At 66.5% G+C, this 12,334-nt stretch carries 11 protein-coding genes and 1 tRNA gene; 8 read left to right on the plus strand and 4 right to left on the minus strand.

The window, feature by feature from the left end; genetic code table 11:
- Positions 1 to 62: 62 nt before the first annotated feature.
- Together ACPEES_RS06465 and pepN are read right to left on the minus strand one after the other, a co-directional pair.
- Positions 63 to 2,129, minus strand: coding sequence for a carboxy terminal-processing peptidase (locus ACPEES_RS06465; RefSeq protein WP_435102239.1), 2,067 nt, complete (start codon positions 2,127 to 2,129; stop codon positions 63 to 65).
- Positions 2,130 to 2,132: 3 nt separating this feature from the next.
- Positions 2,133 to 4,790, minus strand: a complete 2,658-nt coding sequence (gene pepN, locus ACPEES_RS06470) for an aminopeptidase N (RefSeq protein WP_435102241.1) — start codon at positions 4,788 to 4,790, stop codon at positions 2,133 to 2,135.
- Between the two features lie 222 nt (positions 4,791 to 5,012).
- On the opposite strand from pepN, the gene ACPEES_RS06475 reads away from it, so the two are divergent.
- Positions 5,013 to 6,293, plus strand: coding sequence for an MFS transporter (locus ACPEES_RS06475; protein WP_435102243.1), 1,281 nt, complete (start codon positions 5,013 to 5,015; stop codon positions 6,291 to 6,293).
- Here ACPEES_RS06475 and ACPEES_RS06480 read toward each other — a convergent pair.
- Entirely contained in the window at positions 6,281 to 6,757 is a 477-nt protein-coding gene (locus ACPEES_RS06480; protein ID WP_435102245.1) for a DUF6231 family protein, read from the minus strand. The genes ACPEES_RS06475 and ACPEES_RS06480 overlap by 13 nt on opposite strands.
- Positions 6,758 to 7,021: 264 nt before the next feature.
- On the opposite strand from ACPEES_RS06480, the gene pomA reads away from it, so the two are divergent.
- The 7 genes from pomA to ACPEES_RS06515 all read left to right on the plus strand — a co-directional run bounded on the left by pomA (position 7,022) and on the right by ACPEES_RS06515 (position 12,118).
- The gene (gene pomA, locus ACPEES_RS06485; protein WP_435102247.1) at positions 7,022 to 7,789 is read left to right on the plus strand and encodes a flagellar motor protein PomA; all 768 of its coding nucleotides are present in this window, start codon (positions 7,022 to 7,024) and stop codon (positions 7,787 to 7,789) included.
- A gap of 113 nt (positions 7,790 to 7,902) precedes the next feature.
- Entirely contained in the window at positions 7,903 to 8,856 is a 954-nt protein-coding gene (gene tssL, locus ACPEES_RS06490; RefSeq protein ID WP_435102249.1) for a type VI secretion system protein TssL, long form, read from the plus strand.
- Positions 8,819 to 9,403, plus strand: coding sequence for a PilZ domain-containing protein (locus tag ACPEES_RS06495; protein WP_435102251.1), 585 nt, complete (start codon positions 8,819 to 8,821; stop codon positions 9,401 to 9,403). The genes tssL and ACPEES_RS06495 overlap by 38 nt, the downstream gene beginning before the upstream one ends.
- 92 nt (positions 9,404 to 9,495) lie before the next feature.
- Complete coding sequence (locus tag ACPEES_RS06500) at positions 9,496 to 9,792, plus strand: hypothetical protein (RefSeq protein WP_435102253.1); 297 nt, start codon at positions 9,496 to 9,498, stop codon at positions 9,790 to 9,792.
- 87 nt (positions 9,793 to 9,879) lie between these two features.
- The gene (locus tag ACPEES_RS06505) at positions 9,880 to 10,950 is read left to right on the plus strand and encodes a quinone-dependent dihydroorotate dehydrogenase (protein WP_435102255.1); all 1,071 of its coding nucleotides are present in this window, start codon (positions 9,880 to 9,882) and stop codon (positions 10,948 to 10,950) included.
- Between the two features lie 36 nt (positions 10,951 to 10,986).
- A tRNA-Ser gene (locus tag ACPEES_RS06510) sits at positions 10,987 to 11,074 on the plus strand.
- 69 nt (positions 11,075 to 11,143) lie between these two features.
- The gene (locus ACPEES_RS06515) at positions 11,144 to 12,118 is read left to right on the plus strand and encodes a tyrosine-type recombinase/integrase (protein ID WP_435102257.1); all 975 of its coding nucleotides are present in this window, start codon (positions 11,144 to 11,146) and stop codon (positions 12,116 to 12,118) included.
- Here the strand turns inward: ACPEES_RS06515 and ACPEES_RS06520 are convergent.
- Complete coding sequence (locus ACPEES_RS06520; RefSeq protein ID WP_435102259.1) at positions 12,115 to 12,333, minus strand: helix-turn-helix transcriptional regulator; 219 nt, start codon at positions 12,331 to 12,333, stop codon at positions 12,115 to 12,117. The genes ACPEES_RS06515 and ACPEES_RS06520 overlap by 4 nt on opposite strands.
- Between the last annotated feature and the right edge of the window lies 1 nt (position 12,334).

A 12,334-nucleotide genomic window follows, 5' to 3' on the forward strand; every position in this document is an offset into this window, starting at 1 on the left:
AGCGGGCCCACGGGGCAAGTGTGTGGGCCGGAGGGCTGCAGGTCGGATACGGATCACCGGGGCTAGCGCGCCGCCGCTGTCGTTCCGGCCGGCGAACCCTCGCTCAGCGATGCGAGGTCAGCGGCGATGTGCACGCTCTCGCGCAGCAGTATGTCCGGTCGCTCTTCGTCGGAGAGCGCGTCCAGGCTGTCGACGGGATCCCGTCCCAGGGCCTCCAGCTGGCGGTTGAGCACGGCAAGCCGGGCCTTGCGGTTGTTCTCGGCACGCTCGCGGCGCACCGATTCGTCCAGCGACACCATGTCGCGTGCTCGGTCGGCCTCGATGCGCTCGACCTCGGTGACAAGCGCCCGCAAGGCGGGCTGCTCACGCAGGCGCGCCTCGTGGCGCTGACGCAGAACGCCCATGACGTCCGGACCGGTCTGCGCGCTGTAGTCGACAGGCTGGATTTCGTCCCAGGGCAGGGGGTTGTCGGTGGCCCGTTCGCCGGCTTCCTCCGGGTGCACCATGGGCAGCGCTATGTCCGGTTCCACGCCGCGGAGTTGGGTGCTGTGGCCGGTGACCCGGTAGAACTTGGCGACCGTCATCTTCAGGCGGCCGCTGGGCTTCTCGCTGTCGAGGCCGAAGCGCTCCAGGTTGACCAGCGTCTGCACGGTGCCCTTGCCGAACGTCCGGTCGCCTACGACCACCGCCCGGTTGTAGTCCTGGAGAGCACCGGCCACGATCTCCGAGGCGGACGCGCTGAAACGGTCGACCAGCACCGCAAGTGGACCACGGTAGGCCTGTTCGCCGCCGTCCTCGTCCTCGAGCACTTCGCGTTCGCCGGTGCTGCGTTCCACCTGCACCACGGGGCCGCGCTCGATGAACAGTCCTGCCACCCGGGTGGCCTCGCTAAGCGATCCACCGGCGTTGCCGCGCAGGTCGAGCACCAGGGCGTCGACGCCGTCTTCCTCGAGCGCCTCGATCAGCCGCCGTACATCCCGGGAGGTGCTGCGGTAGTCCTTCTCGCCGGCCTCGGCAGCCTGGAAATCCATGTAGAAGGCGGGGATGTCGATCACGCCGACACGGCTCAGACCCTGCTCCGTGTCCACTTCGAGGACGCGGGAGTCGGCAGCCTGCTCCTCGAGCTCTATGCGGTTGCGCGTCAGCTTCACCACCTCCGGGGCCGCGTTGCCGGCGCTACCTGCTGGCAGGATACGCAGTCGCACGACCGACTCGCGCGGGCCGCGAATCAGGTCGACGACGTCCGACAGCCGCCAGCCCACGACGTCCTTGATTTCGTCGTCGCCCTGGCCGACGCCGATGATGCGATCGCCGGGGGAGAGCTGACCGCTTGCCGATGCCGGGCCGCCGGGGATGAGCTCGACGATTTCGGTGTAGGCCCCTTCACCCTTGAGCAGTGCGCCGATGCCCTCCAGCGACAGGCTCATGTTGATGTCGAAGTTCTCGGAGCGCCGCGGCGAGAGATAATTGGTATGTGGGTCGTAGCGGCTCGACCAGGCGTTCATGAACGTCTGGAATATGTCCTCGGGCTGGTACTGGCTGATGCTGCGTGCCATGCGCTCATAACGCTCGCGCAGGGTCTTGCGCACGTCCTCCCACGGCGTGTCGTTGAGTCGCAACGTGAGCGCGTCGTGGCGGACACGCTTGCGCCACAGCGCCTCGAGCTCTGACTGGTCCGACGCCCAGGCGGCGTCACTGCGGTCGACGTTCAGTGAGCCCTCGCCGCTGCGGATGTGCTCGCCGTCGAGCAGCGTCAGCGCGTAGTCGACGCGCTCGCGCACTCGCTGGTAGTACAGCGAGAAGACTTCCCAGGCGGGATCGAGACTGCCGTCGCTGACCATGTCGTCGAGGCGGTCGCGGTAGCCGGTGAATCGCTCGATATCCGATTCCAGGAAGTAGTAGCGCTGCGGGTCCAGGGTGTCGAAGTACGCCTGGTAGACGTCGCGCGATAGCCCGTCATCGACCGCACGGTCACGGAAGTGATACTGGCTGAGCAGCTCCGTGACCAGTCGCGCCTCGCCCTGCTGGAGAGCGGTGGGCGTCGGCAGTGACTGGCCCGTGGCCAGCACCGGAAGGAGGAGCAGGGCGAGCGGCAGTAGCCACCGCCCGGCCGAGGACTTTGGTGTCATGAGCTAGTCCGTCCTCTCGTTGTCGTATGCACGCTCGAGGCTCCGGGTGACGACCTCGCTGACGTCCTTGGACAGCGACGGTTGTGCTTCGATGCGCTCGAGCGCCGTGCGCATGTGCGCAGCGCGCTGTTCATCGTACCGCCGCCAGCGGCTCAGTGCCGTGGTCAGGCGTGCGGCCACCTGGGGGTTGATGGGGTCGAGATCGATTACCCAGTCCGCAAGGAAATTGTAGCCCTCGCCTCCACTTTGGTGGAAACCGATGGCATTGCCCTGACAGAACGCGCCCACCAACGCGCGCAGGCGGTTGGGGTTACGCGGGTCGAAGGCGGGATGGCGGGTGAGCTCGCGCACGCGCTCGAGCACGTCCGGCCGGCGCGAGAGCGCCTGCACGCGGAACCATTTGTCCAGTACCAGCGGGTCGTCGCGCCAGCGTTCGGCGAACCGCTCCAGTGCCTCTGCGGCGCGCGGCTCGGGGGAGTCGGCGAGCAGGGCCAGCGCGGCCATGGTGTCGGTCATGTTGTCCGCCTCGTCGTAGTGGGCGAGGCACTGTTCGAGGGCGCGCTCGTCCCCGATCGAGGCGAGGTAGTCGAGGGCAAGGTTGCGCAGCCGCCGGCGACCGATGTCCTCCGGGCGCGGTCGGTAGGTGCCGTCCACGCGGTGTCGTTGATAGGCGGCACGCAGCTGCGGCGCCAGGGCCTGCGCGAGCCCCTGGCGCATTGTCTCCCGCGCCTGGTGGATGGCATCGACGCGGATTACCGGCATGTGTTCGGCAATGAAGCTCTCCGGGGGCAGGGTAAGCGCCTCGGCGACCAGCGCCGGATCCGCCTGCTCGTCCTCCAGGGTCTGGCGGAAGGCGGCGAGAAACGTCTCCGGGATCTCGCCCGGCCCGTCTTCGACCCAGCGCAGCATGATGCGGGTCGCCAGGCGCTGTCCGGCTTCCCAGCGGTTGAACTCGTCATTGTCGTTGGCGAAGAGAAACGCCAGCGTCTCTTCGGTGTACTCATAGTCGAGCTTCACCGGCGCGGAGAATCCGCGCAGCAATGACAGCGTCGGCCGTTCGTCGAGCCCCGAAATCGTGAAGGTCTGCGCCTGCTCGCGAAGCTCGAGCACCCGGGTGCCGGCTTCCGGGGCCGCGCTCTCGTCGGCGAGCCGGATGGGCATGTCGCGTCCCTCGCTGTCCACGAGACCGAGGGCGATCGGGATGTGCAGGGGATGTTTCTCGCGCTGGTCCGGAGTCGGCTCGGTGTGTTGGCGAAGGGTGAGGGTAAGCGTGCCGGTGGCCGCATCGTAGGCGTCGTCGACGCTGACCACCGGTGTCCCCGACTGCTCGTACCAGCGACCGAACCGGGCCAGATCCATGTCGTTGGCGTCCGCCATGGCGGCGAGGAAATCCTCGCAGGTCACCGCCTGGCCGTCGTGGCGCTCGAAGTACAGGGCGAGCCCCCGGCGGAATCCTTCCTGCCCCAGCAGAGTGTGGTACATGCGGATGACCTCGGCACCCTTCATGTACACGGTCGCGGTGTAGAAGTTGTTGATCTCCGCGTACTCCGATGGGCGTACCGGATGGGCCATGGGGCCGGCGTCCTCCGGGAACTGCGCTGCGCGCAGGGTACGGACTTCCTGAATGCGCCTCACCGCCGGTGCACCCTGGTAGGCGCTGAACTGCTGCTCGCGGAAGACCGTCAGCCCTTCCTTGAGGCTCAACTGGAACCAGTCCCGCAGGGTGACCCGATTGCCCGTCCAGTTGTGGAAGTACTCGTGGCCGATGACCGCCTCGATATTGACGTAGTCGGCGTCGGTGGCGACGTCGGGCCGGGCGAGGATGTACTGCGTATTGAAGATGTTGAGGCCCTTGTTTTCCATGGCCCCCATGTTGAAGTCACCGACGGCGACGACCAGGTAGTTGTCGAGATCGCACTCCAGGCCGTAAGTCAGCTCGTCCCAGTGCATCGCCGCTTTGAGCGAATCCATGGCGTGCGCCGTGCGGCCGGCGTTCTCGTGCTCGGTGTAGATAGCCAGGCGGATATCCCGGCCCGAGCGCGTGGTGTGCCGGTCCTCGTGGCAGTGAAGGTCGCCGGCGACCAGCGCGAAGAGGTAGCTCGGTTTCGGGAACGGGTCCTGCCAGCGTACCCAGTGGCGGCCGTTGTCCAGGTCCCCGTTGGCCACGGGATTGCCGTTGGACAGCAGGATCGGGTAACGGCGCTTGTCCGCCGTCACCGTCACGGTATAGCGCGCCATGACGTCGGGGCGGTCCGGGAAGTACGTGATGCGGCGGAAGCCCTCGGCTTCGCACTGCGTGCAGAACATGCCCCCGGAGCGGTAGAGGCCCTGGAGCTGGGTGTTGTCCTGGGGGCGCAGTCGCGTCGCGATCTCGAGGGTGAACGTCTCCGGCACCTCGCTGACGGTCAGGCCGTGGTCGTCCAGCGTGTAGGCGTCACCGTTCAGTGGCTGCCTATCGAGGGCGAGTGACAGCAGGGTGAGGTCTTCGCCGTCGAGCCTCAGGGGGCAGTCGGCCGGTGTGCCCGGCGCCCGCCGCACGGTCAGCGTGGAGTGCACGTCCGTGTGCTCTTCGTCGAGGTCGAACGCCAGCGCCACCTCGTCGACGAGGTAAGGCGGTGTGGTGTAGTCGGCAAGATGCACGGTCTTCGGCTTGGCGCTCATCGATGCTCCTGTTCGCGTTCCATCGCGCATGGCGCGCGGGTGGCATATGGGTTCGCAACTGTGTGTGTGTAGGGTAGCGCTCACGCCGGACGACTCCCACCCCCGCGGTGCAGCAGCGGGTACGAACTCGATCACAACGCCCGCAGCCACGACCGGGCAATGGTGCCTGGGATCCGGCGTCGGGGGTTAGTATCATCGGCGGTCTTCCGAGCAGGGGGCGGCATGGCGGCTGTATCTGAGACGGGCAAAACGCAGCAGGCCACCGGCGCACTGGCGTTCGCGGTGTTCGTGCCGTTCGCGTGCGGGTATTTCCTTTCCTACGTTTTCCGGACCGTCAATTCGGTGCTGGCACCGAACCTGGTGGCGGATACCGGCATCGATGCCGCCGATCTGGGCTTCCTTACCAGCGCGTTTTTCCTTGCCTTCGCCCTGGCACAGCTGCCGCTCGGCATGGCGCTCGACCGTTTCGGCCCGCGGCGGGTGGAGGCCGTGTTGCTCGTCATCGCCGCGGCGGGCTCGTGGCTTTTCGCCACGGGCGAGAGCCTGGCCGCCCTCACGGTCGGCCGCGCCATGATCGGGCTGGGCATGTCGGCGTGCATGATGGCGGCGTTCAAGGCATTCGTGCAGTGGTTCCCGTCCCGGCGGTTGCCGCTGGTCAACGGTTGCCTGCTGGCGGTCGGGGGAACCGGTGCGCTTGCCGCCACCGCGCCGGTGGAGTGGCTGCTCGCGATCACCGACTGGCGCACTGTCTTCATGGCGCTCGTTGCGGCCTGCCTGGCGGTTTCCGTCGCTCTCGTGCGGATCGTGCCCGAACACGCCGAACCCCCGGCGCACCTCGGTCTGCGCGCCCAGGTAAGGGGCATGGCGACGGTTTTCCGTGATCGATACTTCTGGCGCCTCGCACCGCTGACCGTGGTCTCGCAGTCGGCGTTCCTCGCCACGCAGGGGCTCTGGGCGGGCCCGTGGCTGCGTGATGTGGCCGGCCTGGAGCGCGGGGCCGTGGCCCTTCACCTGATGGGGCTGAGTATTGCCGTTGTCGCCGGATTCTTCCTCTCCGGGATCGTGGCGACCCGTCTCACGCGCCGTGGCATCGTGCCCGGTACCGTGGCGGTGGGGGGCATGACCGCCTTCGCACTCACGCAGCTCGGGCTGGCATTCGCACCGGCTGATGGCGTGCTGGTGCTCTGGGTGTTGTTCGGCCTGTTCGGCACCAGTGGCACGATCCCCTACGCCGCGCTGTCCCAGCACTTTCACGGGCAGCTCGCCGGGCGTGCCAACACCGCGCTCAATCTGTTGGTATTCACCGGGGCGTTCTCGGTTCAGTGGGGCATGGGCGGATTGCTACACCTTTGGGAGGATCCGGTGACGCACACCTATGCACCGGGCGGATACCAGTTGGCGTTCACTTCGCTGGTGGTGCTTCAGGCGGCGGCGCTGGCCTGGTTTGTCGCAGGGCGCCGCGGCGCTGGCGCGCAGAGCGCGGCCGCCGACTACCAGCGGTAGCGGTCCCAAAGCTCCGGGTTGGCCCAGTTACGCGGGCTGAGCCAGTCCGGCGTGGTCTTGTAGGTGGAAATGTCGAACTCGAACAGTTTCACCGTGGCGTTGTTCAGCGCGCAGTCGCCGAGGTGGATGTAGCCGAAACCAACCAACTCACGTCGAGACCACGGTGCTTCGGCATCCGCGAACGTGGCGACGAGCACATGGCGCGCGCTCAGGTCGCGCAGTCGGGCAAGCACCACCGGGACATCCTGCGGCGGGATGTTCGCCGCCGAATCCACGAATGCCAGATCGAAGCGAACCGATGGCCCCAGTGCCGCGACGGCCTCGTCCGCGGCGATCACCGTCTCCCGGTCACGCCACGCCGCGCCGGGCGCGAGCACCTCGCCGATACGGACGATGCTCGCAGGCTGGAGAGCCTCGATGATGGCTTCCAGCCGTGGTGTCAGCGCGGGCAGTGTCTCTGTCATGGGGGCACGGTGGTGGTGACTTCATTCATCTGCAGGCTAACACGGCTTACCAGGCGACTCAGAGGGCTCGCCGTGCGCCAGATTCGTTCGCCCGAGGTGACCGATGTCGGCGTGGGCACGCCGTGCGCCCGAGCTGCGCTGTCGCTGTGGCGCGTAATCGGCTTCCCTGACAACGGTCAAGTTCCCGTGTCGGCCGCCGATACCCCCGGTAAGACCCCGCTATGTTCGGGAAAGGCAGAACGAGCATCTGGAGAGACGTAGCGCATGGATCTGGCAACGCTCATCGGGTTGATCGGCGCCACAGGCGTCATCGCGATGGCGATTCTGGTCAGCGGCGATTTCGGCACCTTCATCAATCTGCCCTCGATTCTTATCGTGATTGCGGGCTCGTTGCTGGCGACGCTGATCAAGTTTCCGGTCAGCCAGTTTCTCGGTGCCTTCAAGACCGTCGGCCGAGCGTTCAAGTACCGCAGCGACGATCCGCGCCGGCTGATCGATCAGACCGTGGACCTCGCACAGGTGGCGCGGAAGGAAGGGTTGCTCGCGCTCGAGAGCTACGAGGTGGATAGCCCCTTCCTCCAGCAGGGCATCCAGCTGCTCGCCGATGGCCACGAGCCGGAGCTCGTCAAGAAGGTGCTCGGCCAGGAGATCGATCTGAGTATCGAGCGTGCCGAGCGCGGGGAGAACGTCTTTCGCGCGATCGGCGACGTGGCGCCGGCAATGGGCATGATCGGTACCCTCATCGGCCTGGTGCAGATGCTTTCGAACATGGACGACCCCAAGAAGATCGGGCCGGCCATGGCGGTGGCGCTGCTGACGACGCTCTACGGCGCGGTAATCGCCAACGCGATCGCCTTGCCGTTGGCGGACAAGCTCGCCGCCCGCAACTCCGAGGACCGTCTCAACCGGACACTGGTCCTGGAGGGACTGATTTCCATTCAGGAGGGGCTGAATCCCCGTGTGATCGAGGAGCTTCTCAAGACCTATCTGCCCACGAACCAGCGCAATGTCGAGAATGAAGAGGCCGCGTAGCATTCCTATGGCGACGGGAAGGACGTCTTGGCGGTCGTGATGGATCGAGGCGCTTTGCCGCAGCAACGGTTGCCTCCGCCGGCGTGCCGCGCCCGGGGGCGGATGACTAGGCCATGATCGGTGACTCGCCGAACCGAAAGCAGAAGCGAGTGGCCATGCCGCCCGGCGCGCCGGCGTGGATGGCGACCTTCGCGGACCTGGCGACGATTCTGCTGTCGTTTTTCGTGCTGCTGCTGTCGTTCTCTGAAATGGACGTGGCCAAGTACAAGCAGATCGCCGGTTCCATGCGCGAGGCTTTCGGCGTGCAGCGAATCGAGTTCGCGCGGGATACCCCCAAGGGCACGAGCTTCGTGATGCGCGAATTCTCGCCCGGGCGCCCCCAGCCCAACCCGCTCGATCAGATTCGACAGATGACGTCCTCCGTCGACGAGCCGTATCTCAACAAGCGCGAGGGCATGCCGCTTCCGATCACCGATCGCGCCGCGGAAAGCCGCCCGCCGACCCCGGAAGAGGTGGAGGCGATGAAGCGGCTGCAGGAGAATCTGGAGCGCATCCGCACTCTGCTCGCCGAAGAGATTCGACGCGGCCAGGTGGAAGTGCAGCGCCTGGGGATGCGCATCGTTATCCGTATCCGCGAGCGGGGTTCGTTCGCATCGGGGTCGGCGCGACTCATCGAGCCGTTCCAGCCCGTGGTCGACAAGATCGGCCAGGCGCTTTCCGAGGCGCAAGGAGACATCACCATCGCCGGGCACACCGACAACGTGCCCATCAGGAACGAGCGTTTCCGCTCCAATTGGGAGCTCTCGGCCGCACGCGCGGTGACCCTCTTCCATCGCCTGGGGCGGGCGGCGGAGATCGATCCGCAGCGGGTTACCGTCGAAGGGCACGCGGACACGCGGCCGGTGGCCTCGAATGAGACCGCAGAAGGCCGCGCGCGTAACCGGCGCGTCGAGGTCGTGCTGGTGCATGGCACCGCCGCCGGCATCGAGCGCAGCGCCGAGGATATCCTGCGATTGAGGGAGAACGAGGGTGAGCAGCGACGACCGGCAGCCGACGAGCGGGGATGATCGCGAACAGTTTCGCGTGACCGACGAGGTGCTGCTTGACTATGAGGCCATGGAGGCCCATGAGCTCGAGCACCGGCGTGAGCGGGCAGCCGGGCAGTGGCCCAGCGCGTTCACCTTGTCCAGCCGGCTTCATGAGATCCGTGAGGAAACCATCGTGCTGCGTCGCCACGCGACGCAGGAGTCGAAAGTGTACTCGCGGCTGATCGATGCAATGGACCGCAAGATCGAGTTGCTCGCCGAGGTGCTCATGGTTCAGGCCTTTGGCGAGCGTCATCCCTTCGTTTCAGAGATCAGCGTCGGCGCCGGCGGCATGGATTTCCTCGCGCCGACACCGGAACCGGTGGACGGCTTGCTGGATATCCGGATGGTGTTCCGGTCCACAGGCGTCGGTATTCGGGTATTCGGCGTCGTACGGCACTGCGAACCGGCGGACAACCGTCGGCATCGCGTCGGCGTCGAGTTCATCTTCGCCCGCGAGCACGACCGGGAGCTGTTGGTGCATCAGGTGCTCCAGCGCCAGTCACAGCAGCTGCGCGAGCGTCAATGATCCGCGCCGGCATCAACAGGCGAGGGGTGGTCCCGCGCGAGCTCTCATGTGACAATCTCGCGACACTTCAGGCGTGGTAGGGGTGTGTCAGCATGGCGGCGAGCGTGGCGCGTGGCAGTCGTTTTCAGAGTGAGGTGACGGCTGCGAACGTGGAGTTCCGCGAACAGGGAAGTCGCCGGATTCATCAAGGTGCGGCGCTGCGGCTTCAGGCCGAGCAGGTCGCTTTCGAGACCGATTTCGCAGTGGCACCGGGAGCGGCGCTGCGCTTGCGGGTTCATACCGACGCCTCGGAGGCGCACCCGCTCGAGGCGGAAATGAGCGTTTCGCGGGTGGATGCGCGCCCGGGCGGGCGCTTTCTCGTCGCCGGGCGATTGCGCCGGCCGCGCTGACTGACCGCGAGCACCATATCGCCCGACGGTGTGACGTCGTCGGGTTACCGCACCGATTCGCCTCTAACGAGCCCAGGGGCAAGCTTCGTGTACCCACTCATTCGACGTCTGCTCTTCAGACTGGAACCCGAGACCGCCCACGGCGTCACGCTGCGTGGCCTGCGCGTGGCCGAACGTGTGCGCGTGTTGAGCACGTTGATGCCGCGTGTGTCCGCCAGCCCTGTGGAGGTCATGGGGCTGAAGTTCCCCAATGCTGTCGGGTTGTCGGCAGGGCTCGACAAGGATGGCGATTACATCGATGCGTTGGGGGCCCTCGGGTTCGGGTTCATCGAGGTCGGCACCGTGACACCGCGGCCTCAGGCGGGCAATCCCCGTCCCCGGCTGTTTCGTTTGGTCCGCGAATGTGCGCTCATCAACCGCCTCGGGTTCAACAACAAGGGCGTCGACTATCTGGTCTCACGGGTGGCGCAACGGCGGTATTCCGGCGTTCTGGGGATCAATATCGGCAAGAACCGGGATACGCCACTGGAGCGTGCCGTGGACGATTACGGCTATTGCCTCGATCGCGTCTATGCCCACGCGGACTACGTCGTGGTCAACGTATCCTCGCCCAATACACCGGGGCTGCGTGAGCTCCAGCACGGCGAGCAGCTCGATGCCCTGCTCGGGCCCCTGAAAGACAGACAACACCGGCTTGCCGAGCATCACGGACGGTATGTGCCCCTGGTGGTGAAGGTCGCACCGGACATGGACGACGAGGAGATCGCGCTCATGGCCGAGCGAATTCTGGCCCACGGAATCGACGGCGTCACCGCCACCAACACGACGCTCTCCCGCACCGGCGTGGAGGCAAGCGTCCACGCGGACGAGACCGGCGGCCTCAGTGGTGCGCCACTTCGCGGTCGTGCCACGGCTGTGCTGGGGGCACTGCACGCCCACCTCGGCGATCGCGTACCCCTCATCGGCGTCGGTGGCATTGGCAGCGGCGAGGACGCGGTGGCCAAGACCGGATCGGGCGCCGCACTGGTACAGCTTTATACCGGTCTCATCTACCGAGGTCCGGTGCTGGTTCGCGAGTGCGTGGAAGCCCTCGCCCACGAGGGGGCGTCATCCCCGGTCGCAGACCCGGACGGGCCGTCGCCGCACGGTCGAGGTTGAGCCCGCGAGCCTGGCGGGCCACAATACGCACGCCTCGGAGGAGTGGCCGAGCGGTCGAAGGCGGCGGTCTTGAAAACCGTTGGCCCGAAAGGGCCCGGGGGTTCGAATCCCTCCTCCTCCGCCAACTTAGAGCACATGCGTTAGACTGTCCCCCGAATTTGGGACAATTTTGGGACAGCGGCAGGGACAACGCATGGCCACCATCGAGCGACGGCCCGCCGGCTGGCGGGCTCGTATCCGGCGGAAAGGCTACCCAGCGCAGTCGCGCACATTTGATTCCCGCGCCGAGGCTGAACGGTGGGCCCGGGCGATGGAGGCTCGCATGGACTCGGGCCAATGGGTGGACCTCTCCGAAGCTCAGAACACTACGTTGTACCAAGCCTTGGATCGCTACCGGCGCGAAGTCACGCCGACAAAGAAGGGTTCCAAGCAGGAGCGCTTGCGTATCGACGCTTGGCAGCGTTCGGACCTCGCGCAGCGTCCGCTGGCATCCATTCGTGGCATGGATATCGCCGAGTGGCGGGATGCCCGCCTGGACGAGGGTAGGGCGCCGTCGACCATTCGTAACGCCCTCACGGTGATTTCTCACCTCTACACGATTGCCCGCACCGAGTGGGGCATGGAAGGCCTGCACAACCCGGTACAGGACGTCCGCCGGCCGAAAGCCCGCCAAGGGCGCGACCGACGACTGGAGCCAGGCGAAGAGGAACGCCTGCGGAAGGCTGCGACGGCGGAGTGGAATGCGGTGCTGACGATGGCGCTCGAGACAGGGATGCGTCGTGGTGAGCTTCTCGCACTGCGATGGGATCACGTAGACCTCAAGCGCCGTGTCGCGCACCTGCCTGACACAAAGAACTCGACCGCTCGCGATGTACCGTTGTCTACCGCGGCTGTCGACGCGCTGCGATCGTTGCCACGCGACATCCGCGGCCGCGTGTTCCGTTGGACACCGAACTCGCTCAGCAGCGGCTGGCGTAAGCTTTGCGCCAAGGCCGGCGTGCAGGGGCTCACCTTCCACGATCTGCGCCACGAGGCGACCTCGCGCATGGTCGAGCGCGGACGATTCAACCTGATGGAGGTCGCCGCGATCACGGGGCACAAGACCCTGGTGATGCTCAAGCGATACACGCAGCTGCGAGCGGAGGACCTGGCCCGGAAGATGGACTAAGCCGTCTTCCGGGGGCGACCGCGGCGCCGGCGTGGAGGTCCTTCCAGCTTCGCTTCCAACCAAGCGTCGAACTGCTTGCGCCCCCATACCAGGCGGCCCCCAAGGCGGGAGGGTTTCGGGACGGCGTCTGAGCCTCGCTGCAAGTGGCTGCGAACCGCGGCCTCGGTCATGCCGAGCTCGTCGGCGACGTCGCGTAGGTACAGGATCTTGCTCATC

The sequence above is a fragment of the Arhodomonas sp. AD133 genome (assembly GCF_051195215.1).
GTDB lineage: Bacteria > Pseudomonadota > Gammaproteobacteria > Nitrococcales > Nitrococcaceae > Arhodomonas.